The 22,223-nt window shown below is 64.5% G+C and carries 26 protein-coding genes and 2 tRNA genes; 16 read left to right on the top strand and 12 right to left on the bottom strand.

Annotated elements, in window-relative coordinates; translation table 11 throughout:
• Window positions 1-27: 27 nt before the first annotated feature.
• Complete coding sequence (locus KBY99_RS10575; protein WP_106632363.1) at window positions 28-489, top strand: GNAT family acetyltransferase; 462 nt, start codon at window positions 28-30, stop codon at window positions 487-489.
• Window positions 490-637: 148 nt separating this feature from the next.
• Here the strand turns inward: KBY99_RS10575 and KBY99_RS10570 are convergent.
• Window positions 638-711: transfer RNA gene (locus KBY99_RS10570), tRNA-Arg, on the bottom strand.
• Window positions 712-775: 64 nt separating this feature from the next.
• On the opposite strand from KBY99_RS10570, the gene recF reads away from it, so the two are divergent.
• Together recF and speD are read left to right on the top strand one after the other, a co-directional pair.
• Window positions 776-1,888, top strand: coding sequence for a DNA replication/repair protein RecF (gene recF / locus KBY99_RS10565; protein WP_254998996.1), 1,113 nt, complete (start codon window positions 776-778; stop codon window positions 1,886-1,888).
• A gap of 53 nt (window positions 1,889-1,941) precedes the next feature.
• A complete protein-coding gene (gene speD, locus KBY99_RS10560; protein ID WP_254998969.1) occupies window positions 1,942-2,448 on the top strand; it encodes an adenosylmethionine decarboxylase in 507 nt (168 codons plus the stop codon).
• A gap of 14 nt (window positions 2,449-2,462) precedes the next feature.
• On the opposite strand, the gene larE is transcribed toward speD, so the two are convergent.
• On the bottom strand, window positions 2,463-3,323 hold the full coding sequence (gene larE / locus KBY99_RS10555; RefSeq protein WP_254998968.1) for an ATP-dependent sacrificial sulfur transferase LarE: 861 nt from the start codon (window positions 3,321-3,323) through the stop codon (window positions 2,463-2,465).
• Window positions 3,324-3,387: 64 nt separating this feature from the next.
• Between larE and KBY99_RS10550 the strand changes: the two genes are divergently transcribed.
• Window positions 3,388-4,536, top strand: coding sequence for a cob(I)yrinic acid a,c-diamide adenosyltransferase (locus KBY99_RS10550; protein WP_254942608.1), 1,149 nt, complete (start codon window positions 3,388-3,390; stop codon window positions 4,534-4,536).
• A 41-nt stretch (window positions 4,537-4,577) separates the two neighbouring features.
• Here the strand turns inward: KBY99_RS10550 and moeB are convergent, their stop codons facing one another.
• Window positions 4,578-5,750, bottom strand: coding sequence for a molybdopterin-synthase adenylyltransferase MoeB (gene moeB / locus KBY99_RS10545; protein ID WP_254998995.1), 1,173 nt, complete (start codon window positions 5,748-5,750; stop codon window positions 4,578-4,580).
• A gap of 11 nt (window positions 5,751-5,761) precedes the next feature.
• Window positions 5,762-6,208, bottom strand: a complete 447-nt coding sequence (locus KBY99_RS10540; RefSeq protein WP_254942606.1) for a M67 family metallopeptidase — start codon at window positions 6,206-6,208, stop codon at window positions 5,762-5,764.
• Window positions 6,209-6,255: 47 nt separating this feature from the next.
• On the opposite strand from KBY99_RS10540, the gene KBY99_RS10535 reads away from it, so the two are divergent.
• Window positions 6,256-6,642, top strand: coding sequence for a CAAD domain-containing protein (locus KBY99_RS10535; protein ID WP_254998967.1), 387 nt, complete (start codon window positions 6,256-6,258; stop codon window positions 6,640-6,642).
• Here the strand turns inward: KBY99_RS10535 and KBY99_RS10530 are convergent, their stop codons facing one another.
• Window positions 6,643-7,530, bottom strand: a complete 888-nt coding sequence (locus KBY99_RS10530) for a fructosamine kinase family protein (RefSeq protein ID WP_254998966.1) — start codon at window positions 7,528-7,530, stop codon at window positions 6,643-6,645. It abuts the gene before it with no gap.
• Between the two features lie 35 nt (window positions 7,531-7,565).
• Here KBY99_RS10530 and crtD point away from each other — a divergent pair, with 35 nt between their 5' ends.
• Window positions 7,566-9,107, top strand: a complete 1,542-nt coding sequence (crtD, locus tag KBY99_RS10525; protein WP_254998965.1) for a C-3',4' desaturase CrtD — start codon at window positions 7,566-7,568, stop codon at window positions 9,105-9,107.
• Window positions 9,108-9,129: 22 nt separating this feature from the next.
• Here crtD and KBY99_RS10520 read toward each other — a convergent pair whose 3' ends face one another.
• On the bottom strand, window positions 9,130-10,041 hold the full coding sequence (locus tag KBY99_RS10520; RefSeq protein WP_254998964.1) for a prephenate/arogenate dehydrogenase: 912 nt from the start codon (window positions 10,039-10,041) through the stop codon (window positions 9,130-9,132).
• A 59-nt stretch (window positions 10,042-10,100) separates the two neighbouring features.
• Here KBY99_RS10520 and KBY99_RS10515 point away from each other — a divergent pair, with 59 nt between their 5' ends.
• From KBY99_RS10515 to KBY99_RS10505, 3 genes are read left to right on the top strand one after another with little or no spacing between them, the layout of a single operon-like run.
• Window positions 10,101-11,537 carry a helicase gene (locus tag KBY99_RS10515; protein ID WP_254998963.1) on the top strand — a complete coding sequence of 479 codons (1,437 nt, stop codon included), beginning with the start codon at window positions 10,101-10,103 and terminating at the stop codon, window positions 11,535-11,537.
• Between the two features lie 38 nt (window positions 11,538-11,575).
• Window positions 11,576-11,824, top strand: coding sequence for a DUF2839 domain-containing protein (locus KBY99_RS10510; protein ID WP_254941839.1), 249 nt, complete (start codon window positions 11,576-11,578; stop codon window positions 11,822-11,824).
• Between the two features lie 53 nt (window positions 11,825-11,877).
• The gene (locus KBY99_RS10505; RefSeq protein WP_254998961.1) at window positions 11,878-12,267 is read left to right on the top strand and encodes a DUF1815 family protein; all 390 of its coding nucleotides are present in this window, start codon (window positions 11,878-11,880) and stop codon (window positions 12,265-12,267) included.
• Between the two features lie 15 nt (window positions 12,268-12,282).
• On the opposite strand, the gene recA is transcribed toward KBY99_RS10505, so the two are convergent.
• The 6 genes from recA to KBY99_RS10475 all read right to left on the bottom strand — a co-directional run bounded on the left by recA (window position 12,283) and on the right by KBY99_RS10475 (window position 17,878).
• Window positions 12,283-13,512, bottom strand: a complete 1,230-nt coding sequence (gene recA / locus KBY99_RS10500; protein ID WP_254941841.1) for a recombinase RecA — start codon at window positions 13,510-13,512, stop codon at window positions 12,283-12,285.
• A 227-nt stretch (window positions 13,513-13,739) separates the two neighbouring features.
• Window positions 13,740-14,477 (bottom strand): HAD family hydrolase, encoded by a 738-nt coding sequence (locus KBY99_RS10495; protein ID WP_396123098.1) that lies wholly within the window; start codon window positions 14,475-14,477, stop codon window positions 13,740-13,742.
• Window positions 14,478-14,537: 60 nt separating this feature from the next.
• Window positions 14,538-14,609 (bottom strand) — tRNA-Gln (locus KBY99_RS10490).
• Between the two features lie 122 nt (window positions 14,610-14,731).
• Window positions 14,732-16,375, bottom strand: coding sequence for an AAA family ATPase (locus tag KBY99_RS10485; RefSeq protein ID WP_254998994.1), 1,644 nt, complete (start codon window positions 16,373-16,375; stop codon window positions 14,732-14,734).
• A 32-nt stretch (window positions 16,376-16,407) separates the two neighbouring features.
• Window positions 16,408-17,427: an LdpA C-terminal domain-containing domain gene (locus KBY99_RS10480; RefSeq protein WP_254998959.1), complete on the bottom strand. Its 1,020-nt coding sequence runs from the start codon at window positions 17,425-17,427 to the stop codon at window positions 16,408-16,410.
• A complete protein-coding gene (locus KBY99_RS10475) occupies window positions 17,417-17,878 on the bottom strand; it encodes an NAD(P)H-quinone oxidoreductase subunit N (protein WP_254998957.1) in 462 nt (153 codons plus the stop codon). The genes KBY99_RS10480 and KBY99_RS10475 overlap by 11 nt, the downstream gene beginning before the upstream one ends.
• Window positions 17,879-18,332: 454 nt before the next feature.
• On the opposite strand from KBY99_RS10475, the gene rplC reads away from it, so the two are divergent.
• Genes rplC through rpsC form a run of 7 tightly spaced genes read left to right on the top strand, consistent with a single transcriptional unit; the run spans window position 18,333 to window position 22,218 of the window.
• Window positions 18,333-18,980: a 50S ribosomal protein L3 gene (rplC, locus tag KBY99_RS10470; protein WP_106632380.1), complete on the top strand. Its 648-nt coding sequence runs from the start codon at window positions 18,333-18,335 to the stop codon at window positions 18,978-18,980.
• Between the two features lie 11 nt (window positions 18,981-18,991).
• Window positions 18,992-19,627, top strand: a complete 636-nt coding sequence (rplD, locus tag KBY99_RS10465) for a 50S ribosomal protein L4 (RefSeq protein ID WP_106632381.1) — start codon at window positions 18,992-18,994, stop codon at window positions 19,625-19,627.
• Window positions 19,620-19,922 (top strand): 50S ribosomal protein L23, encoded by a 303-nt coding sequence (locus KBY99_RS10460; protein ID WP_094560045.1) that lies wholly within the window; start codon window positions 19,620-19,622, stop codon window positions 19,920-19,922. The genes rplD and KBY99_RS10460 overlap by 8 nt, the downstream gene beginning before the upstream one ends.
• A gap of 15 nt (window positions 19,923-19,937) precedes the next feature.
• A complete protein-coding gene (rplB, locus tag KBY99_RS10455) occupies window positions 19,938-20,801 on the top strand; it encodes a 50S ribosomal protein L2 (protein ID WP_254937624.1) in 864 nt (287 codons plus the stop codon).
• Between the two features lie 35 nt (window positions 20,802-20,836).
• Window positions 20,837-21,112 (top strand): 30S ribosomal protein S19, encoded by a 276-nt coding sequence (gene rpsS / locus KBY99_RS10450; RefSeq protein ID WP_106632383.1) that lies wholly within the window; start codon window positions 20,837-20,839, stop codon window positions 21,110-21,112.
• 4 nt (window positions 21,113-21,116) lie between these two features.
• Window positions 21,117-21,470: a 50S ribosomal protein L22 gene (gene rplV / locus KBY99_RS10445; RefSeq protein ID WP_106632384.1), complete on the top strand. Its 354-nt coding sequence runs from the start codon at window positions 21,117-21,119 to the stop codon at window positions 21,468-21,470.
• A gap of 19 nt (window positions 21,471-21,489) precedes the next feature.
• Window positions 21,490-22,218, top strand: a complete 729-nt coding sequence (gene rpsC / locus KBY99_RS10440) for a 30S ribosomal protein S3 (protein WP_106632385.1) — start codon at window positions 21,490-21,492, stop codon at window positions 22,216-22,218.
• Window positions 22,219-22,223: the final 5 nt, after the last annotated feature.

Here is a 22,223-nt window from a genome sequence, read left to right as displayed (position 1 = left end):
TAGATAAGCCCAGCTCTGGACTCCCTTTTGATCCCGTTCCGCAGCCAGCCCCAAGCCCCACAACTGAGGGATGGTTATCACCTGCTGGCCGATGGCCTACTGCCCAGTGCCGAAGCCCTCAACAGGCTGCTGGTGGCAGCGGGTGATCAGCCCCGGCAGCCTGAGCGCTGGCAGCGGGTGCTGGAGCTAAGCGTTTGGCACTTGGGCGTGGCGGGCCCCGATGGCCAGCTGGTGGGTTTTGTCAGAGCTACCAGCGACCTCGCCCTCAATGCCAACCTCTGGGACCTTTGCGCCGATCCTGCCGATCCAGCTGAGGCAGAGATCCTGGCGGTGCTTGTCCATGCCGCCTTGGGCCGATTGCGCCGGGAGCTGGCGGGGTGCAGCATTTCTCTTTCAGCCCCGCCCCAGGCCCTTGCTGCCCTAGAGCGCTACGGGTTTGCCGTGGATCCGGGGGGCATCCGCGCCATGGGGCTCAAGCTGGAGAATTGATCTCAAGCTGGAGAATTGATCTCAAGCTGGAGAGTTGATTTCAAGCTGGGCTTGGCCCGCAAACCACAGTTCCTAAGCAAAAACCCCACCGCCTGGGCCTTAACTGCCTCGGCGGTGGGGAGAGGTGGGGCGGGATGCGGTTGGGTGACGAGCATGGAGGGACTCGAACCCCCGACCCTCAGAACCGGAATCTGATGCTCTATCCAACTGAGCTACATGCCCTTAATGGCACCCTGCCTGACTTACCTTAACCGCACACCGCATCAGACCCATCCGGCTGCATCGCCTGGAGCTGCTGCGTTTCCGCAATATCAGTCGGCTGGAGCTGAGCCTGGAGGCTCCCCGGCTGCTGGTGGTCGGGGCCAATGGCGAGGGCAAATCCAACCTGCTGGAAGCGGTGGAATTACTTGGCTGCCTGCGATCCCACCGCACCAGTAGCGATCGTGATTTGATCCAGCACGGCGAGGCCAGCGGCCAGGTGCGCGCCCTCACCAGCGGCGGGGACCAGCTGCAGCTGGAGCTGCGCCGAAGTGCCGGTAGGCAGGCCCAGCGCAACGGCAAGCAGCTGGATCGCCAGCTTGACCTGCTGGGTTCGCTGCGCTGCGTGGGCTTCAGCGCCCTCGACCTCGAGCTGGTGCGGGGCGAGCCCGCTGGCCGGCGTCAGTGGCTCGACCGGGTGGTGCTGCAGCTCGAGCCTCTCTACGGCGACCTGCTGAGTCGCTACGGCCGGCTGCTACGCCAGCGCAGCCAATTGCTGCGGCGCGGCCTGGGGGGAACCAGCCTGCTGGCCCTACTCGACACCTTTGATCTGCAAATGGCCGTGATCGGCACCCGCTTACACCGGCGCCGCTTCCGAGCGATCCGGCGCCTCGAGCCCCTGGCCGCAGCCTGGCAGGAGCGGCTCAGCGGCGGCCGTGAACAGCTGCAACTGAATTACCAAAGCGGCACTGTCTTGGCGGGAGAGGAGGCTGAGGAGCCTTGGCGTCAGTCCCTGCTTGAGCAACTACAGCTTCAACGCCAGGAGGAACTGCGGCTGGGCCAATGCACGGTGGGGCCCCACCGGGACGAGCTAGAGCTGGCCTTGGCCGGCCAACCGGCCCGCCGCTACGGCTCGGCTGGCCAGCAACGCACCCTGGTACTGGCCCTCAAGCTGGCTGAGCTCGAGCTTGTGGGCTCCGTCCTGGGGGAGCCACCCCTGCTGCTCCTCGACGACGTGCTCGCCGAACTAGACCCGGAGCGGCAACAATTGCTGCTCGAGGCGGTGGGCGAAGGTCACCAGTGCCTGGTGAGTGCCACCCACCTGGGAGCCTTCAGTGGGGGCTGGCAGGCCGAAAGCCAGGTGGTGCGGATGCGCGCCGGCAAGCTCGATCCGAAGTTGCCAACTGACTTGGACAGCTAGACCCCAATACCTGGCTGACAGCGTATGGTTGGATGCTTGTTTGGTCGGATTCGATGACCCAGACCCTGCCCTGCCTCCACCCGAACCCGGGATGGACTGAGGCCCCTGCTGCTACCACCGCAGCCTCTCCCCTGCCTTGCCAGATTTCCGAAACGGTCGGGAAACACTGCATCCTTGAGCTTTATGGCTGCGACAGCGCCAAGCTCGACGACGAAGCCTTCCTGAGGGACACCATCACCGCAGCAGCGAAGCGTGCCGGTGCCACCCTCCTCAACCTGATCACCCACCGATTCGAACCCCAAGGGGTTACGGGATTAGCCTTGCTGGCTGAATCCCATATCTCGATTCACACTTGGCCGGAATCGGGCTACGCGGCGGTTGATGTGTTCACCTGCGGTGATCACACGATGCCGGAAAAAGCCTGTGCGGTACTCGCCGCCGAGCTTTCAGCCAACGACCACAAGCTCACCAGCTTCCGCCGCGAGACGCCGCCGTCGATTGCTGATAGCCCGCGTGATCCGTTGCAGGAGCATGGGTTCACCGCCGCGGTGACCCTCTGAGCTCGGGGGGCTAATCACCGGTTAGCTGAGCCAAGTTCTCGGTTGAGCTTGCCGCTCACCAGCCCCTCCAGATCCAGCCCCACGGCGCTAAAGCCCATTTCCAGGAAGGCCGCCACCAGCGCCTCCCTGGTTTCGGGCTTGGCCCACAAACCCAGGGCGCGATCCAATTGGGCGGGAGGCAGTTCAATCCGAGCCGTCTGGCCCTGGGAGCGCACGCGCACCTGGGGCCATCCCCGTGCCAACAACCAGGCTTCCGCTGCAGCCACCCGCTCCAGCCGCTCCGCCGTGATCGGTTCGCCGTAGGGAAAGCGCGAAGCCAGACACGGCTGGGCAGGCTTGTCCCACCAGGGCAATCCCAGAGACCGAGAAATTTGGCGTACGCCGGCCTTGTCAAGGCCCACCTCGGCCAGGGGCGAACGCACTCCAAATTCCTTTGAGGCCCGAATGCCGGGCCGATGATCATCTAGATCCTCGGCATTGACGCCATCGAGCACGGTCGCCCCTGCCGCCGCGGCCGCGATCGGCGCCAGCAGCCGGTGCAGCTCCCGCTTGCAGGCGTAGCAGCGCTGGTCAGGATTACTGGCGTAGGACGGATCTGCCAGCTCCGCCGTAGGGATCTCCCGGTGGGTGATCCGCAGCCAACGAGCCTGCTCCGCCGCCTCCGCCCGCAGGTGGGGGGCTAGGGCCGGAGACACACCCGTAATCGCCAAAGCCGCCTCGCCGCGTTGCTCCACGGCGAGGGCAGCTACTAGGGAACTATCAACGCCACCGGAATAGGCCAGCACCAGCCGATCTAGGCACGCCAACTGCTGACGCAGCGAAGCCAGCGCCAGCTCCAGCGGCGGCGGCAACAGCTCCAACGGGGAAAACAGCATCGCCACCAAACTCCTGCCCAGATATTGGCAACCCCCACCCCAATGACGCCGGTAGCATCGCCATATGAGCAGCACCCAGACGCCGCAACGAGGAACGGGCCGGGGTATCGGCATCCGTACGGCGGCCGGCAGCGATGAGCGCTCCCATGGCCAGCTGCACGTCTATGACGGCGATGGCAAGGGCAAAAGCCAGGCCGCCCTAGGGGTGGTTCTGCGCACCATCGGCCTGGGTATCTGCGAGCAAAAACGCACCCGGGTGCTGCTGCTGCGCTTTCTCAAGGGACCTGGCCGGGCCTACGACGAAGACGCCGCCATCGAAGCCCTGCAACAGGGCTTTCCCCACCTGATCGACCAGGTACGCACCGGCAGGGGAGACTTTTTCAGCGCCGAGGAAGCCACCCGCTTCGACCGGCAGGAGGCCCAGCGGGGCTGGGACATTGCCAAAGGGGCCATCGCCAGCGACCTCTACTCGGTGGTGGTGCTCGACGAGCTCAACCCGGTGCTGGATCTGGGCCTGCTTGATGTCGAAGATGTGGCCCGCACCCTGGCGGCCAAACCCGACGGCATGGAGGTGATCTGCACAGGTCGCGGTGCGCCCCGCCAGCTGGTGCAACTGGCCGACCTGCACTCGGAAATGCGCGCCCACCAGGGCCCCGGCGGCCTTGAAGGCGTCGAGATTTACACCGGTGAAGGCAAGGGGAAATCCACCAGTGCCCTGGGCAAGGGGCTGCAGGCGATCGGCCGTGGCATCAGCCAGGACAAAAGCCACCGGGTGCTGATTCTGCAGTGGCTCAAAGGTGGCGCTGGCTATACCGAAGATGCCGCCATAGCCGCTCTTCGCGAGAGCTATCCCCACCTGGTGGATCACCTGCGCTCAGGTCGCGATGCAATCGTGTGGCGTGGCCAGCAGCAGCCGATCGACTACGTGGAAGCTGAACGGGCCTGGGAGATCGCCCGGGCCGCTATCTCTAGCGGCCTCTACAAAACGGTGATCCTCGATGAGATCAACCCGACAGTGGATCTGGAGTTGCTGCCGGTGGAGCCGATCGTGCAAACCCTGCTGCGCAAACCCGCTGAAACGGAAGTAATCCTCACCGGCCGCTGTAAAAACCGCCCTGCCTATTTCGACCTGGCTTCGGTGCACTCCGAGATGGTGTGCCACAAGCATTACGCCGAGCGCGGCGTCGATCTCAAACGCGGCGTGGATTACTGAGGCTGAACTACTGAGACTGGATTACTTACTGAGACCAGGCCTCAGTAGCGCATCACACTCGGATCAACTTCCTGGCTCCAGGCGTCAATCCCTCCGGCCACGTTGATGCCCTCGATGCCGTGGCGTTTCAGGGCAATCAGGGCCTTGGCACTGCGGCCGCCCAGCTTGCAGTGGACGTAGAGGCTTTTGCCCGCCGCCAGCTGCTGGATGCGTTCTACGGCCGTGCCGTTCTCGATCTGATCGAGGGGAATCAAAATAGCGCCGGGAATCACGGCGATCTCAGCCTCGGGGGGGTTGCGCACGTCGATCAGCACCAGGCCACTGGTGTCACCATCCAGCAGCGTTTTGAGCTCGCCCACGCTGATGCTCTCCACAGCTCCGGATTCTTCCTGGCCAGGGGCAGTGCCGCCAACGCCGCAAAACTCTTGATAGTCAATAAGTTTGTCGATCACCGGGCGCTCGGGGTTGGGCCGCAGCTTGAGCTCGCGGAACTTCATCGCCAGGGCATCGAACAGGAGCAGGCGGCCGCTGAGGGTGGTGCCGATGCCGGTGATGATCTTCACCGCCTCGGTGGCCTGGATCACGCCGATGATTCCGGGCAGCACCCCCACCACTCCGCCCTCGGCGCAGGAGGGCACCATGCCCGGCGGCGGCGGCTCGGGGAACAGGTCGCGGTAGTTCGGGCTCTCGGCATCGAGGTTGAACACCGTGGCCTGGCCTTCAAAGCGGAAGATCGAGCCGTAGACATTTGGCTTACCCAGCAGCACGCAGGCGTCGTTCACCAGGTAGCGGGTGGGGAAGTTATCAGTGCCGTCACAGACCAGGTCATAGCCGGAAATGATCTCCAGGGCATTTTCGCTGGTGAGGGCGGTCTCGTAGAGATCCACCTGGCAGTGGGGATTGATCTCCAGGATGCGGGCCTTGGCCGATTCAATCTTGGGCTTGCCAACCCAGCTGGTGCCATGGATCACCTGGCGCTGGAGGTTGGAGTGGTCGACCACATCGAAATCGACGATGCCGAGCCGGCCTACGCCGGCAGCCGCTAGATAAAGAAGCAGGGGCGAGCCCAGCCCACCGGTGCCCACGCACAGAACAGAAGCTGCCTTGAGCCGCTTTTGCCCCTCCATACCCACCTCTGGCAGGATCAGGTGCCGGGCAAAGCGAGCAACCTCATCGGGGCTGAGCTGGACGCCGCTGGTGTCGGGAGGAAGCATGGCCTCTTGGATCAGGACACCATTCTCCATGGCAGGCGCAGGGGCGCGGCCGGAGCTTCCGGCAGCCACCAGGCAACCAACTCCCCACCAAGGGTTGGGGCCCCGAGGATCACCATCAAAGTGGATATCCCACACAGACTGCGATCGGTGCCAGAAGGCACGGCCCCACTAGTGGGGTGGCTGTGGGCCGAGCCCAGCAGCTCCAGCCCCTGAGCCCTGCCCCACTTCTGCGCCTGCAGCTGCTCCCTTGGATCAATCGCAAAGCGCTGGCAGCGTTGCTGAGGCTGGGGCCAGACGTTGCAACACGGCCAGACCAGGCGCAGTTGCCAGTCGAAGTCCAAGCGTTCACCAAGCAGCAGGGCACAACCCTCCTCCGGTTCTGCGCTGGCCAGAACGGGGCGCAAAACGGTGAGCAGGTGCAGATCTGCCCTGATTTGCTCTGGCGCTTGGGAGAACACGCCGATACCTTATGAGTCATTCCAAACATTCGCCTCCCAACCGGTCCATGAGCGATACCACCACCGACGCGGTTGAGCATGGCACTGCCACTGAAGTGGAGACTGACGCCACCTCCGGTGCAGCCGATGCCAGCTTCAGTGAGCGTTACAGCGAAATTCTTGCCAAGGTGAACGGCACCCTGGACCAGGTGGACTGGAGCCAGATGGGACGGATCGGCAAAGCCAGCGGCGTGATTCTGGCTGTGATCGTCGCTCAGATCCTGATCAAAGGAGTGCTCGACGCAATAAACCTGCTGCCCGTGGTTCCTGGCCTGCTGGAGCTGCTGGGCTTGGTGGTTGTCGGCCAGTGGAGTTGGCACAACCTCACCACCAGCGAAAAGCGTGGTGCCGTGGTGGCCAAGGTCCAGAACCTCCGCAAGGAATATCTGGGCTAATCAGCTCCTATCTACTAGCAGCTGATCAATGCTGGCTTGAGCCTGGCGCCCCCAGCCACCGCCAAATATATTGGCGTGATTCAAAAGGTGATACAGGTTGTAGAGGGCGACCCGAGCCTTGGCACCAGGCTCCAGCGGCCAGACATCTTCGTAACCGCTAAAAAAAGCTTTCGGAAATCCGCCGAATAGCTGGGCCATCGCCATATCCACCTCCCGATCCCCCCAGTAGCAAGCGGGGTCGAAAATTGTGCTGAAGCCATTGGTCAGCAGGCCCGCATTGCCGCACCAGAGATCCCCGTGCACAAGCACCGGCTCACAGTGATGGCCGCTTAGCCGTAGCGGCACCAGCTCCAGCAGCTCCCGTGCTCCCCGCAGCGGCTCTCCCCGCCTAGCGGCCCAGGCCAGCTGGGGCGCCAAGCGGCACTCCGCAAAAAACACCCCCCAATCGGAGCGCCAGCCGTTGGGCTGGGGGGCTGATCCAATGAAGTTGTCTGCCGCCGCGCCGTAGCCCTGGGCTGGTGCCGAGCCGGCACTGCTGCGGTGCAGCTGGGCCAAGCCCTGGCCGCATTGAAACCAACCACTTTCAGCTGCGGCGCCAGGTGAGCCTGCCAACTGCAGCCAGCTGAGCAGCAGCACGGCGAGATCGCCGGCCACTCCCCATGCCAGGGGCGCTGGAATCACCAGCGCGGCAGGCGCATGCTGTGCCAACTGCTGCAGGCCGCTTAGCTCCGCCTCAAACATGGGCAGGGCTGCGGCCGCGTTGGTCTTGGCAAACAAGCTGCGACCATCAGCCAACTCCAGCCGCCAGGCCTGGTGGATACAACCACCCCCCAAAGGCGTCTGGGCCACCACGGCGCAGCCGAGCTGCTGCTCTACCCAGGCCTGCATCGCGCGCCCGCGCACCTGGTTGCCAGCATGGCGCCATGGAGAAGCGCCTCGATGTGGTGGTGGTGGGCGCCGGCATCGCCGGCCTCACCGCCGCAGCCCTGCTGGCCCGGGAGGGCCTCACGGTGGAACTGCTGGAAGCCCACCAGCAGAGCGGCGGCTGCGCCGGCACCTTCCGCCGCGGCCCCTACACCTTTGATGTGGGCGCCACCCAGGTCGCTGGCCTGGAACCTGGCGGCAGCCACCAGCGCCTGCTGGCCCACTTCGCTCTGCCATTACCGCAGGCCACCCCCCTGGATCCGGCCTGCGTGGTGGATCTGGCCGATGGCCAGCCGCCGGTGCGGATCTGGCGCGATCCGGAGCGCTGGGCCGCCGAGCGGGAGCAGCAGTTTCCCGGCAGCGGCCGCTTCTGGCAACTGTGCGCCGTCCTGCACCAGGCCAACTGGGCCTTCGCTGGCCGCGATCCGGTGCTACCACCGCGCACCCTCTGGGATCTGCGCCAGCTGCTGCCGGCCCTGCGCCCCGCCAACCTGGCCAGCGGCCTGCTGGCCGGCGCCACGGTGGCCGATCTGCTGGCGCTCACGGGCTGCGGCGGCGACCCGCGCCTGCGCCGCTTCCTCGATCTGCAGCTACGCCTCTACTCCCAGGAGCCCGCCGATCGCACCGCCGCCCTCTATGGCGCCACCGTGCTGGCCATGGGCCAGGCACCGCTGGGGCTCTGGCACCTGCAGGGCTCAATGCAGGTGCTCAGCCAGCAGCTTGAGCAGGCCCTGGCTGCCGGCGGCGGCCAGCTGCGAATGCGGCATCGGGTGAAAGCCCTGCAGCGCAACAACGAGCCTGGAGGCGGGCCCGGCAGAGCGGGCTGGAGGTTGCAGGGCGAGCAGCTAGGGGGGGCCGGCAAGGGGCAGGCGTTCAGCTTGAGCGCTACCAATGTGGTGCTGGCCATACCGGTGCAAAGCCTGCCCGCTCTGCTCGGGCAGCAGCTACCTGCGGGCTACCGCAGCCGGATAGAAGATTTGAGCGATCCATCTGGGGCATTGGTTTTTTACGGTGCCATTGAGCGAACATTGCTGCCTGCCAACTGCCCCAGCCACCTACAACTCGATTGGGCCGATCCGGGCACCTTGTTTGTGTCGGTGAGCCACGAGGGCGACGGCCGGGCGCCGGTGGGCCTGGCCACGGTGATCGCCAGCGTTTTCACACCAGCGAAACCCTGGTTTGGCCTCGAACCCACCGCCTACGACCAAGCCAAGGCCGAATCGCTGGCCGCCATGCAGCGGGGGTTGGAGTCGCTGCTGGGCATCTGCCCAGCACAGTGGCGCCACGCTGAGCTGGCCACACCCCGGGGTTTTGAGCGCTGGACCGGGCGGCCCTTTGGCTTTGTGGGCGGCCTGGGACAGCACCCCAGCCGCTTCGGGCCCTTCGGCCTAGCCAGCCGCACCCCTCTGCCGGGCCTGTGGCTGTGCGGTGATTCGATTCACCCTGGAGAGGGCACCGCCGCCGTGGGCCTCTCAGCCCTGATGGCCTGCCGGCAGCTGCTGGCAGAGCGGGGCCAGACGCTGAGCCTCAGCGCGGACTGAGCACCTAGCCATGTCAGGGGGATCAGAGAAACTGCGGCCGCAACTCCTGGCTGCGATCGAGCTCCTGCCGCAAGCCCTGCCAATCCCCCTGGCTCACCTGCTGCTCGAGGGCTTCCAGCTGCTGCCGGTAGACCGCCAGCGCCACTAATAGAGCCTCGCGGTTGCAGCGGGCCATCAGGGTGCCCAACTCCGGATTGCCGCCGCCCACCCGGCTGGTGTCGGCAAAGCCGCTCGAAGCCAGGGCGCGCACTAAACCAGCTAGATCCCCGGCGCCCGCAGCGCCAGCCCGATCAGCCGTATGCAGCAGGGCGGCACCCACCAAAACCGGCAGGTGTGAGATCAGCGCCACCGCTTGGTCGTGCTCAGCGGCGCCGCAACTGAGCCAGTGGGCCCCCACAGCCTGGGCCAAGCCCTGAACCAACGCCAGCGCCTGCGGATCGGTAGCGGCAGCGGGGGTCGCCACCCAAGGGCGCCCGTGAAATAACCCGTGCTGCCCCGCCTCCACCCCCGCCTCAGCCGTACCGGCCATCGGATGACTAGCGACAAAACGGGGATGCAGGCCCTGCCAGAGCTCCAGCACCGGCGCCTTCACCGAACCCACGTCGGTGATCACCGCCTGGGATGGCAACGCCGCCACCAACTCCTGCGGCGGCTCCAGCAGCCGGTCTAGGGGCAGGGCCAACACCACCAGGCTGCAGCCGGCCAGCACGGCGGGGTTGGTGCCCACCTCGGTGGCCAGGAGCCGCTGCCGGGCTCGCTCGGCGGTGGCCTCACGGTGCACTAAGGCACGCACCTCCACGCCTTGGTGCTGCAGATCCAGCCCCAAGGAGCCGCCAATCAATCCCAAGCCCACGATCCCCACGGGCCCCTGCCGCCACGGATTGGCAGTGCTGTGAGCACGAGCCTGGAGGCTGGGCAAGGAATCGGGAGTCATCGGGGCGCAGGAGCCATGCCGCCAGCTTCCTACGCTTTTGACCTGTTGGTTGGCTGGGAATGCTCGAAGCCCGCGCCCATCAGCAACTCAAAGACCTATTGCGCCAGGAGGGCAGTGCTCCCTGGCCCCACCACCTCAGCCTCAGCCGCTTGGTGGCCCGCAGCCTGCGCCGCAGCGACCACACCCTGGTGCGACTAGCCCCAGGCAGCGAACCAAGCTGGTGGATCAGCCTGCTGGTACCCCTTGCCCTGAGCGAGTGCCCCCTGGCAATAGTGGTGGGCGAGGCCCAACGCCAACGGCTGCTACAGGTGGAGCTGCCCAGGCTGGCAAAGGCCGAACCAAGCATGGCCCTGCCCTGCTTCGAGGGCGACCGAGCACCAGAAGATGCCCGCGTCTGGTTGCTTAACCATCAACAGCTGGTAGCGGCCTGGCAAAAGGGGTGGCTGGGGGAGCGCCAACTGGTGATCCCGGAGGCGGAACAGCTCGACACCCTGCTGCGCCAAGCCCTGGAGGTGGTGGTCACGCCCCAGCACTGGGACCAACTGCGGCGGGCCCAGCCCGCGGCCGAGTCCAGCCTGCTGAGCCTGCACCAACGGCTCAATCGCCGGGTGCTCAGCGCCCCCCACCGTCCCAACCAGCTGGTGGCACTGGCCCCAGACGACGAAGCCCCCCTGCGCCATCTACTACAGCTGCTAAGCCCCCTACCCGCGCCATGGCCCGACTGGCTGGCCGCCAAGGGCGCCGGCTGGACCAGCTGGGCCCAGCTGAATCCCCAACTGCTGCAATGGCAACTGCACCGCCACCCCCTCGAGCCCTTGGCGGTGCTGCGCGGCCTGCTGGAGCGGCGGGGTGCGGTGCTGCTGGGCCAACTTGCGCCGGGGAGTGAATTGGGGCTGCAGCCGGTTGTGGAGCTGAATCTCGGCGATGCGCCCCTTGCCGACCCCCTGCCCCTATTTGCGCCGCTGCTCCAACCGCTGCCGAATAGCCCGAACTACGGACAGCACCTGCTCGAGCAAAGCCGGCGCCTGATCCTTGGCCAAGCTGGGCTAACGGTCGTGCTGATCGATGACGACGCCCTGCGATTAGGACTGACCAGTGGGCTGGCAGCGGAATTCGGCAGTCGAGTAGTGCACGAGAGCACCGCGCCCGAAGGCAATGGGGTGATTTGTGCACGCTGGTGCTGGTGGCTCGAACAGCAGGCCCGGCTGCCACTGCCAAGCCAGATCGTGATCGCCCTGCTGCCGATCGCCAGCCTCGAAGATCCCCTCACCGCTGCGCGAGTAATGGCATTACGCCAAGGGGGCCGCGATTGGTTCCGAGAGGGCCTGTTGCCAGATGCCCTCACCCGTTTGCAGCTCGGTGTAGCGGGGCTGAGGCGCGAGGGCGCTGGCCGGCTGGCCGTACTGGATGGGCGGCTGCGGGGGCGGAGCTGGGGCCGCCAGGTGCTTGCGGCCCTGGAACCCTGGATCAACCTCACCCGCCTACTGCCTCACTGACGTGGGATCCTGACTTCACCATCTAAGTAGTGGAGGCCATGGGGGAAGCCAAGCGTCGCAGCATTCAGGGTCTGCCACCCAAGCTGGTTAAGCCGAAACGGCCCAAAGAAATTGACACCTCGCCACGCGTCGCAGCCTGGCTGCCCCTGACGCGCAACCAGGCTGATCGCTTCGTCACCCTCACCACCAAAGGGGCCTGGATAGGCATCGGCGCCCTGGTGCTGTTCTGGCTGACGGTGCGTTTTGTCGGACCCGCAGCCGGCTGGTGGAACCTGTCCGACGGCTGACCCGCGAAATTCTGAAGAAAAGATTAGGATCTTTTTGAATCCGCCGGGTCGTCGTGTTCCCACGCTTAGCCGAGCAGTACAGATCTGTGGTTCACGACCTGGTGATGAGTCTTCAGGCTCTCGCCAAAAGCCTTCAAGACCGGAGCATTGCTGCCACCTGCTACGTCTGCGGTGATGGCCGGGATGGTCACGGAGCCTCCTTCGTCGCCAACCTCGACGCGAACCACATGGTGCGGTTTTTAGTTTCCGATTTCGGCATCAGCTGGGTGGAATCCCGCGATGGCCATGAACTGGTGAAGCTGGAAGGAGCCGAAGCCATCCAGGAGTTACAGCGAGTCGCCCAGGTGCTCCAAAGCCCCGTGGCAGCAAAGGGATCGCGAGCTCAATCCCCAGCCAACCTGCCTAACCCCAACCAGCTCAAGGGAGCATTCACACTCCCTTGAGCTGGGACAAGCCGCTCAGCTAGCCACCAGCAACTCTTCGAGGCCATCGCCCGCTTCAGCGAGCCCTGATGCTGCAACAGCCGCCTTAGCCGCCGCGGCGAGGGGCTTCATGGAATTTGCGGTGACCTCTGAGCCCTCCTTCAGCTTTTGCCGAGTGAGTTGCTCAATCACCTCAGCCTGGGCTGGGTTTTGCTCCAACCAGGTGATCGTGTTGTCCCGGCCCTGACCAATGTTGTCGCCCTCGTAGCTGTACCAGGCACCTTTGCGGATCACCACACCGGTCTCCTCGGCCAGGTCGAGCAAACAGCCCAGGGTGCTGATGCCACGGCCAAACAGGATGTCGAATTCGGCGATCCGGAAGGGCGGGGCGACTTTGTTTTTTGCCACCTTCACCTTGGCCCGGATGCCGTACTCCTCGGTGCCCCGCTTGAGGGTCTGAATCCGGCGAATGTCCAAGCGCACCGATGCATAAAACTTGAGGGCATTACCACCGGTGGTGGTTTCCGGATTGCCATAGGTGACGCCGATCTTTTGGCGCAGCTGGTTGAGGAAGATCACGGTGCAGCCGGATTTACCGATGTTGCCGGTGATCTTGCGCATGGCCTGGCTCATCAGGCGAGCCTGGGCACCCACCGCCAAGTCGCCCATTTCACCTTCAATTTCAGCGCGGGGGGTCAAGGCCGCCACCGAGTCGATCACCACGATGTCCACGGCCGCTGAACGCACCAGCTGGTCGACGATCTCCAAGGCCATCTCACCGGTATCCGGTTGGGAGACCAGCAGGTTTTCAATGTCAACGCCAAGGGCCGCTGCATAGACGGGGTCGAGGGCATGCTCCGCATCCACAAAAGCGGCCACACCACCTCGCTTCTGCACCTCGGCAATGGCATGCAGCGTGAGGGTGGTCTTACCGGAACTCTCCGGCCCATAGACCTCAACTACGCGGCCTTTGGGATAGCCCCCACCCAGGGCCAGATCCAGGGTGAGGGCCCCGGTGCCGATGGTTTCCACCCGCATGCGGGACGCATCCCCTAGGCGCATGATCGAACCCTTGCCGAAATTGCGCTCGATCTGATTCAGGACAAGCCCCAAGGCCTTGTCGCGCTCAGCTGCTGCCCGGCTATCGGCAGTCGAACTATTAGCGGAAGAGGCAGTAGCTGAAGAATTAGTAGCTGAAGAGGTGGTAGCCGCAGAAGAGGCAGAAGCCGAAGCAGAACTGGCTGAGGCGCGGGAAGCAGGGGGCACGGAAGAGCTGGAGGGGGAGTTAGGGGTAGTGGGCATAACAGCAATCAAATGCGAAGAAACAGGCCGCAAAGACGCAAAGCAGGGCGGGGAGCGAGCCGTAAATCGGCATGACCCGCAGGCACGATCTCCAGGCAAACCCGAAGACGGCCATCCTGCGACCTCTAAGCAGCAAGTGCCCCTAAAGCGGGCCGGCGTATCAATTGCTTATAGTACGAGCGTACTCTAGCTCACTGGGGCCATTGCGCCAGGGGGGCAGCAAATAGCTCCGGCGTCAGCCAGCCGATGTCAGCAGGCAAAGCCTCGGCGTCCTGGGGAGCCAAGTACCCCCAACTCACCAAAAAACAACGGACCGATGCCAAGCGGGAATCGGCCCGCACCGTTGCCAGCGTGGGGCGTCGGTCTTCGACAAACCAGAGCGGGCGCCCATGATCCAGCAGCTGGTGCAGCACCTCGGGCTTGCTGCCGTGCTCGTGGCCATAAAGGGCGGAAGGCTCTAGAGCCGCAGCCGCCAACAGCCTGGCCGCAAAAGCGGCGCCCTTTGTGGTTAGCACCATCCAGTCGGCCCCTTCCTGCCCCAAGCGCTGTAATCGCTCCTTCACCCCCGGGTAAAGCCTGTGGCGGGAAAGCCAGGCAGCAGGCGCTTCAGCGATGGCGGCATTGCGGACCTGCTCGAGCTGGCGCTGCAGCCGCTCCGGCTGCCACCCCCAACGGGCCAGAGCGGCAGGTAAGGCCCCGTCGTAATCGGCCAGCAACTCCTCCAGATTGAGATCCGGGCGGCCCAGCTCCGCTGCCATCAGCACCATCTCCCAACCCTTATGAATCAGGGGCCGCAAGCTGGTGAAACCTGCCGGTGCCTGCTCGGGGAGCACCAGCTCTGGAGCCAGCTGCAGGGCCGCCGCCCGGGCCGACCACCAGTATTCGGGCATGCCATCCATCAACACCCCGTCGAAATCAAAGACGATCAAGGGGCCAGATCTAGCCCAAAAGCCAGTCGCAGCAGGGGGAGCGAAAGACATGGATCAAAACTGGGTCGCTAGGATTCGAACCTAGGAATGGCGGTACCAAAAACCGCTGCCTTACCGCTTGGCGACGACCCAATGGCGCTCTGAAAGAGCTTGAACCAAACCTAATGGATGGGCTCAACCGGAATTTCCGGTACCCAGATAGTTACCCATAGAGCCCGGTCCTTCGTCAACCGCGGCAGCCACCGGCTCCTAGCTCAGACAGGAAATAGCCGCAGTCGCTGCTCCACACCGCGACCAAACACAGCGGTGCGTAGCCGGTAGCGATCAGCTAATTCCGCCTGCATCAGCCGCACCCTCTCGCTGCGGGGCAGCAGCTCTACCGGCTGGCCGTGGGGCAACACCACCTGTTCAACCGCCAGCCGGCATTCCTCCAGCCCGGCGAGTGCGTCATCGGCCTGGGCGCTGCAGGCAGCCACTGCGACTGGATCCTTTTGCGCCTGGCCCTCACGATGACGCTGGAGCAGCCGCTCTAGGGCGCGCTGCAGCTGGGGCGGGGCCGCCGACTTCAGGACCAAAATCGGCAGGCCCAGGTCCTGAGCCTGACGGCGCACATGGGGATCACGGCCGAGATGTTGGCGCAGGCTGAGTACCGCGTCAGCCAGCTCGACACTGCCCACAAGCTCCACGGGCAACTGACGGGCCCGCACCACCTGCTCCAGCGGCCCCAGGCTGAGGCCCGCTCCGTACACCCGCAACATCGCTGCAGCGGCTTCAACCGCTGGTCGCTCTGACGCCGCGTCAGCGTCCTCCAAATTGGGCAAGGGTGCGGCCGCCAGCCGGGGTCGCCCATGGGGCCGCGGCGCCACTGCCTCCCTGGCAGCTGGGGCAGGCGCCGACTCCTGTTGCCGCTGCAGCTGCCCATCAGCACCGAGTTCCCGGATCTCAGGGCGCCCCACCTGGCCCCGCAGCAGCATGTCCACCGTGCGGGCCACATCCCTGTGCACATGCCAACGATGGCGGCTGTGCATCTCCACCGCCATGGCGAAAGTGGGCTCGGCAGCCCTCTCCAACACGGTTTTCTGCGTGCGGCGGCGGCGGGCCTCCTCATCGCCGAGCGTCACCGCCTGAATGCCACCCACCAAATCGGAGAGGGTGGGGTTTTTGATCAAGTTTTCGATGGCATTGCCATGGGCCGTGGCCACGAGCATCACGCCACGTTCGGCAATGGTGCGCGCCGCCTGGGCTTCCAGCTCGGTGCCGATCTCGTCAATAACGATTACCTCGGGCATGTGGTTTTCCACGGCCTCGATCATCACTTGGTGCTGAAGCTCCGGCCGGGCTACCTGCATGCGCCGGGCGCCGCCGATGGCGGGATGGGGAATGTCGCCATCCCCAGCGATTTCATTGCTGGTATCAATCACCACCACCCGCTTGCCCAGGTCGTCGGCCAACACCCGGGCGATCTCGCGCAGGGCGGTGGTCTTGCCCACACCAGGGCGCCCCATCAACAGCAGCGACTCGCCGGCGTCGAGCAGGTCGCGCACCATGGCCACTGTGCCAAACACTGCTCTGCCCACCCGGCAGGTGAGTCCCACGATCGTGCCGGTGCGGTTGCGGATCGCACTGATGCGATGCAGGGTGCGCTCAATGCCGGCACGGTTGTCGCCGCCGAAGCAGCCGAGTCGCTCCACCACTGCAGCCAGGTCGGCGCGCTCCAGGGGCTTATTGCCCAGGGCGCTTACCTGGCCCGGGTAGCGGGCCTCGGGCACCCGGCCCAGGTCGAGCACAACCTCCAGCAACTGCTCACGCGACTCGGCGGTCGCCAGGGCCGCCTGCACCACCTCAGGCAGCAGGGCCAGCAGGCGATCGAGGTCGTCGGTGACGCGCTGGGGGGCTATCAAAGCAGGGCTGGACACCGAATCGCAAGGCACTAGGTACGTTCTAGCCAGGGATTAACAAGCTCCCGAGCCAGCCCCAGGGCAAGGGGGAAAAGCTCGGGATCGGCCAGCAAAGAGCGTCCCCGCCCCTGGGCCTCTAGTAGCAGAGGCTGCAACAGCCGGCGAGCCACGCCACCAAAGGCGACGCCAGCGATTCGACGCTGCAAGGGATAGCTCGTCAACTGCGGCAGCGTGTGAGCGTTGGTGCCCCCAGCCAGCTGCACTGGGCCGGGGGGAGCCTGGGGGAGCACGGCCGCAACCAACTTGACGGCCGCCCGGGCCGTACCCGCCCCCACATCACCACTCATCGGCCGGCCATCGAGCTGCCAGAGGGGACGAAAGCCGGCGCCGCGCAGCAGGCTGAAGCGCTGCCATAGCTCCGCTACCAACGCAGAGGGCGACTGGGCTGTGCCCTCAAGACCCGCACTCACCGCCAGCCGCTGCAGCGGCACGCCACTGGCCCGCAGCTGGCTAACCCGCTCTGCAAAGGCCACGCCGCGACCGGGGTGGGTGTGGAGTTCCACCGCATCAGGGCGCAACTCCGCAAGCATGGGAGGCACATCCGCCCCTGCCAGCACCTGACTCCGCTCCTCAATAAGTCCGTGGGGGCAAGCAGGCAGGCAGCGGCCACAGCCGTAGCAGCGCTCCGCCAACACTCCTGGAGCGCCAGTAGCAGCAAGCCCGATGGCCAAGGCAGGACAAACCCGCTCACAGGGGCGGGTGCAAGCCGCCGGGCAGCAGGCGGGGTCGAACCAAGCCTTACGGAAATGGGGATCGTCGCCATCGCTGAGGCTCAACATCAGCCAGGGCCGACTGGCGCCACGGGCTTCGGCCCAATCAATCCCGCGGCGGATCGCGGCCACTACTGCCGCATCTACCGCGCCATCTATGCAGTGCACCCCGGCCAGAGAAAAAATGCCACAGAGGTCTTCGATCCCAGCCAGATCCTGGTTGCTAGCCCCACAGATCAACTTGACCCAGCGGCCTGAGACGAGAGCCTCCTCAGGCGTCAAGCAGCTGCTCAAGGGGCTGCCAGCGCAGTTCACGGGAACCGCCCATCTCCACCACAAGCTTGAGGCGAGGCTCACGCTGGCAGAGAGCAATCAGAGACCCCAATTCAGCCTGAGACAGAACCTGACCCTCCAACAACCACAGCAGGATCGGCTGCATGCCCTCGAGCAAAGCCCCCAATTGGGGCATCACCCGCTGCACCTCGCCCACGGCTGCACCCCTGCCCACACTCTGGTGACCCAGGTGGGGCGGACGCACACCGTGCAACTGCAAAAGAAATGCCTCAGGATCACCAAGGCCCCGCGCCGATGTGAGCTGGGCGCGATAACCAACAGCCCGCATCCGGCGCATCAAGCGAGTCTCTGCGCCACCCTCAAGGGGTGCAAATAAGGCCAGAGCACCAGCGCGCTCAAGGTCCTGGCGGAAACCGCGACCGGAGAGCAGCAGGGGCATTACGGGTAATTGCTAGCTAGACACCACTTTGGCAGCCCAAGCAGGGTTAGGTGGTGGGGTATGTTCATCAACTGTGCCATTGATATGTGCCCGACCGCTAGCCGGGCCTCCAGATCACGGCACACGATCACCAGTGGTGGTGATCGTCCTCGGCCAGCACGGTTCCAGCAGCTTTAAAAGGTTGCAGGTCCCGTCGGGAAACTGCCAGAACGCACTGATCTCACGCCTGTTGAGTCCAGTCCGGTTCCGATAAGTCCCAGCCGCGCTGATCCGAATCAGATCAGCCTCGCTAGCCCATGGAAATCGCAATCCGTTGATGGAGGCCCATGCTTCCGCGGCGAAGAGCGGCCCCTCGGCCGAGCCAGGCAACATCCTGACCGCTTCAGTTTCACCGTTGTCCTTGAGCTACTTGCTCACTGCGCTCGGTGGTCCAGCTGGCGTTGTTTCCCCTCCTATGTCTATCGGCATTCTTGGGAAGAAATTGGGCATGTCCCAGTTCTTCAACGACGAGGGCAAGTCCATCCCGGTCACCTTGATCGAGGCGGGTCCTTGCCGCATCACCCAACTCAAAAGCACCAGTACCGACGGCTACAACGCCGTTCAGCTTGGTTTTGGCGACATTCGCGAAAAGCTCGTGAACAAGCCAGCCAAGGGGCACCTAGCCAAATCTGGTGATGAGGTCCTGCGCCACCTGAAGGAATATCGGGTCGACAGCGTGGATGGCCTTGAGCTGGGTGGCTCCATCTCCGTGACGGCCTTTGAGCCTGGTCAGAAGGTTGATGTGAGCGGCGACACCATGGGCCGTGGCTTTTCCGGCCTCCAAAAGCGCCACGGCTTCAGCCGGGGCCCCATGACCCACGGTTCCAAGAACCACCGAGAGCCTGGCTCGATCGGCGCCGGCACCACGCCGGGCCGCGTCTACCCCGGCAAGCGCATGGCGGGCCGCTACGGCGGCAAACAAATCACCACCCGCGGCCTCGTCATCCTCAAAGTGGATGTGGAGCGCAACTTGCTGGTAGTGAAGGGTTCGGTGCCCGGCAAGCCTGGCGCCCTGCTCAACATCCGCCCGGCGAACCGGGTGGGCGCCAAAGCCGGGAACTGAGGAGAAAACCAATGGCTAATTGTGTAATTCGCGACTGGCAAGGCAAGGAGGCCGGCAAGGCTGCCCTTGAACTCAAAGTCGCTAAGGAATCGTCTGCCACAGACCTGGTGCATCGCGCCGTGGTGCGTCAACTGGCCAACGCCCGTCAGGGCACTGCCAGCACGCTTACCCGCGCTGAAGTAGCCGGTGGCGGCCGCAAGCCCTACAAGCAAAAGGGCACAGGTCGGGCCCGCCAAGGCTCGATTCGAACCCCCCTCCGCCCCGGCGGTGGTGTGGTGTTTGGTCCCAAGCCCCGCAGCTACACCCTGGCGATGAACCGCAAGGAGCGTCGCCTGGCCCTGCGCACCGCGTTGATGAGTCGCATCAACGACATCACCGTGGTCAAGGGCTTTGGCGTTGGGCTCGATACGCCCAAAACCAAGGAAATCACCGCCGGCCTCGGCCGGCTTGGTATCGAAGCCGGCACCAAGGTGCTGGTGGTGCTCGACGGAGCCTCCGAGGCCGTGCGCCGCTCGGTGCGCAACCTCGAGAAGGTCAAGCTGATCGCTGCGGATCAGCTCAACGTGTTTGATTTGCTCCACGCCAACAAGTTGGTGGTGAGCGAGGAAGCACTCGCGAAGATTCAGGAGGTCTACGGCGATGGCTGAACGTTTTTCGAGCCGGCTTGCGGATGTGATCCGTCGGCCGCTGATCACCGAGAAGGCCACCCGGGCCCTCGAGCAGAACCAGTACACCTTTGAGGTGGACCATCGGGCTGCAAAACCCGACATCAAGGCTGCCGTTGAACAGCTGTTCGACGTCAAAGTCATCGGCATCAGCACCATGAATCCCCCTCGCCGCTCCAGGCGGGTGGGCCGCTTCGCCGGCAAACGTGCCCAAGTGAAGAAAGCAGTGGTGCGCCTCGCCGAAGGCAATGCCATCCAGCTGTTCCCTGAGTCCTGAGGGGTCTGAAAAGAAATGGCTATCCGTAAATACCGACCCATCACCCCCGGCACCCGTACCCGTGTCGCCAGCGACTTCTCCGAAGTAACTGGCCGCGAACGGGAGCGAGGCTTGGTGGTCGCCAAACACCGCCGCAAAGGCCGCAACAACCGTGGCGTGATCACCTGCCGCCACCGCGGCGGTGGTCACAAGCGCCTCTACCGCATCGTCGACTTCCGCCGCGACAAGCTGGGAGTCGTCGCCAAAGTGGCGGCCATCCACTACGACCCGCACCGCAACGCCCGCCTAGCGCTGCTCTTCTACGCCGATGGCGAGAAGCGCTACATCCTTGCTCCGGCTGGCATTGAGATCGGACAGCAGGTGATCTCCGGACCCGAGTCGCCGATTGAAACGGGGAATGCCCTGCCTCTTTCTGCCATCCCCCTCGGCTCCAGCGTTCACAACGTGGAGCTCTATGCCGGTCGGGGCGGCCAGATGGTCCGCACGGCTGGTGCCAGTGCCCAAGTGGTTGCCAAAGAGGGCGACTACGTAGCCCTCAAGCTGCCTTCCACCGAGGTGCGCCTTGTGCGCCGCGAGTGCTACGCCACCCTTGGTGAAGTTGGCAACTCCGAAGTGCGCAACACCAGCCTGGGCAAGGCTGGTCGCAAGCGCTGGCTTGGTCGCCGGCCTGAAGTGCGTGGATCGGTGATGAACCCCTGCGACCACCCTCACGGTGGTGGTGAGGGCCGTGCCCCGATCGGACGCTCTGGTCCGGTCACCCCCTGGGGCAAGCCTGCCCTTGGCTACAAAACCCGTAAGCGGAACAAACCCAGCAATCGGTTTGTGCTCCGGAAACGTCGCCGTACCTCCAAACGGAGCCGTGGCGGACGCGATTCCTGATGATCAACACCGCTTTGCTGTTCGCTTAATCAACCATGGGACGTTCGCTCAAAAAAGGACCGTTTGTTGCCGACAGCCTGCTTCGCAAGGTTGAAAAGCAAAACGGCGCAGATGACAAGTCCGTGATCAAAACCTGGTCACGTGCTTCCACCATCCTGCCGATGATGATCGGCCACACCATTGCCGTTCACAACGGCAAATCCCATGTTCCCGTCTACGTGACGGAACAGATGGTGGGCCACAAACTCGGGGAATTTGCCCCCACCCGCACCTTCCGGGGCCACATCAAGGATAAGAAAGGAGGCCGCTGACGCTATGGCAAACACACCTTCCAACCAGGCTCTCGCCCACGGCCGCTTCATCCGCGGTTCCGTATCCAAGGTGCGACGAGTTCTCGACCAGATCCGTGGCCGCAGCTATCGCGAGGCCCTGATCATGCTCGAGTTCATGCCTTACCGCTCAACCGGCCCAATCACCAAGGTGTTGCGCTCGGCTGTGGCTAACGCCGAGAACAATCTCGGCCTGGACCCCTCGACATTGGTAATCGCTTCAGCGATCGCCGACATGGGTCCCTGCCTGAAGCGCTTCCGCCCACGCGCCCAGGGTCGTGCCTACGCGATCAAAAAACAAACCTGCCACATCAGCATTGCTGTGGCTCCTTCCACCTAACCCCCGAGGACACCGAAAGATGGGACACAAGATCCATCCAACCGGCCTGCGCCTGGGGATTACCCAGGATCACCGCTCGCGTTGGTACGCCCCAAGTAAGACCTATCCAATCCTGCTTCAGGAAGACGACCGCATTCGCAAGTTCGTCCATAAGAAGTACGGCGCCGCAGGCATCAGCGACGTGCTGATTGCCCGTAAGGCAGATCAACTAGAAGTTGAACTCAAGACCGCCCGTCCCGGCGTGCTTGTTGGCCGTCAGGGCAGCGGCATCGAGGAGCTACGTACCGGCATTCAGAAAACCCTCGGTGATGCCAACCGTCAGGTGCGCATCAACGTGGTGGAGGTAGAGCGGGTCGATGCCGACTCGTTCTTGCTGGCTGAATACATCGCCCAGCAACTGGAGAAGCGCGTTGCCTTCCGCCGAGTCATCCGCATGGCCGTGCAACGGGCCCAGCGGGCTGGCGTGCTCGGCCTGAAAATCATGGTGGCTGGCCGACTCAACGGCGCCGAGATCGCCCGGACCGAATGGACCCGGGAAGGTCGCGTGCCCCTGCACACCCTGCGTGCCGACATCGACTACGCAACCAAGCTGGCCAGCACGACCTACGGAGTGCTGGGTATCAAGGTGTGGATTTTCAAAGGCGAGGTGCTGCCTGGCCAGAAAGAGCAGTTGCCCGTGGGTGCTGCGCCCCGCCGCCGGACCAGCCGGCAGCCGCAACAGTTTGAAGACCGCTCTAACAAAGAGTGATCCGG

The sequence above is a fragment of the Cyanobium sp. Maggiore-St4-Cus genome (assembly GCF_024345615.1).
Lineage (GTDB): Bacteria > Cyanobacteriota > Cyanobacteriia > PCC-6307 > Cyanobiaceae > Cyanobium_A > Cyanobium_A usitatum.
Note: the sequence above shows the minus strand (reverse complement) of the source record. Positions and strands in the feature narration are given on the sequence as shown.

What these genes read in the sequence shown, in the direction of transcription:
- speD (WP_254998969.1), top strand. Translation starts at nt 1,942, where the DNA reads ATGACCCAGACCCTGCCCTGCCTCCACCCGAACCCGGGATGGACTGAG.
- larE (WP_254998968.1), bottom strand. Translation starts at nt 3,323, where the DNA reads ATGCTGTTTTCCCCGTTGGAGCTGTTGCCGCCGCCGCTGGAGCTGGCG.
- KBY99_RS10550 (WP_254942608.1), top strand. Translation starts at nt 3,388, where the DNA reads ATGAGCAGCACCCAGACGCCGCAACGAGGAACGGGCCGGGGTATCGGC.
- moeB (WP_254998995.1), bottom strand. Translation starts at nt 5,750, where the DNA reads ATGCTTCCTCCCGACACCAGCGGCGTCCAGCTCAGCCCCGATGAGGTT.
- KBY99_RS10535 (WP_254998967.1), top strand. Translation starts at nt 6,256, where the DNA reads ATGAGCGATACCACCACCGACGCGGTTGAGCATGGCACTGCCACTGAA.
- KBY99_RS10530 (WP_254998966.1), bottom strand. Translation starts at nt 7,530, where the DNA reads ATGCAGGCCTGGGTAGAGCAGCAGCTCGGCTGCGCCGTGGTGGCCCAG.
- crtD (WP_254998965.1), top strand. Translation starts at nt 7,566, where the DNA reads ATGGAGAAGCGCCTCGATGTGGTGGTGGTGGGCGCCGGCATCGCCGGC.
- KBY99_RS10520 (WP_254998964.1), bottom strand. Translation starts at nt 10,041, where the DNA reads ATGACTCCCGATTCCTTGCCCAGCCTCCAGGCTCGTGCTCACAGCACT.
- KBY99_RS10515 (WP_254998963.1), top strand. Translation starts at nt 10,101, where the DNA reads ATGCTCGAAGCCCGCGCCCATCAGCAACTCAAAGACCTATTGCGCCAG.
- KBY99_RS10510 (WP_254941839.1), top strand. Translation starts at nt 11,576, where the DNA reads ATGGGGGAAGCCAAGCGTCGCAGCATTCAGGGTCTGCCACCCAAGCTG.
- KBY99_RS10475 (WP_254998957.1), bottom strand. Translation starts at nt 17,878, where the DNA reads ATGCCCCTGCTGCTCTCCGGTCGCGGTTTCCGCCAGGACCTTGAGCGC.
- rplC (WP_106632380.1), top strand. Translation starts at nt 18,333, where the DNA reads ATGTCTATCGGCATTCTTGGGAAGAAATTGGGCATGTCCCAGTTCTTC.
- rplD (WP_106632381.1), top strand. Translation starts at nt 18,992, where the DNA reads ATGGCTAATTGTGTAATTCGCGACTGGCAAGGCAAGGAGGCCGGCAAG.
- KBY99_RS10460 (WP_094560045.1), top strand. Translation starts at nt 19,620, where the DNA reads ATGGCTGAACGTTTTTCGAGCCGGCTTGCGGATGTGATCCGTCGGCCG.
- rplB (WP_254937624.1), top strand. Translation starts at nt 19,938, where the DNA reads ATGGCTATCCGTAAATACCGACCCATCACCCCCGGCACCCGTACCCGT.
- rpsS (WP_106632383.1), top strand. Translation starts at nt 20,837, where the DNA reads ATGGGACGTTCGCTCAAAAAAGGACCGTTTGTTGCCGACAGCCTGCTT.
- rplV (WP_106632384.1), top strand. Translation starts at nt 21,117, where the DNA reads ATGGCAAACACACCTTCCAACCAGGCTCTCGCCCACGGCCGCTTCATC.
- rpsC (WP_106632385.1), top strand. Translation starts at nt 21,490, where the DNA reads ATGGGACACAAGATCCATCCAACCGGCCTGCGCCTGGGGATTACCCAG.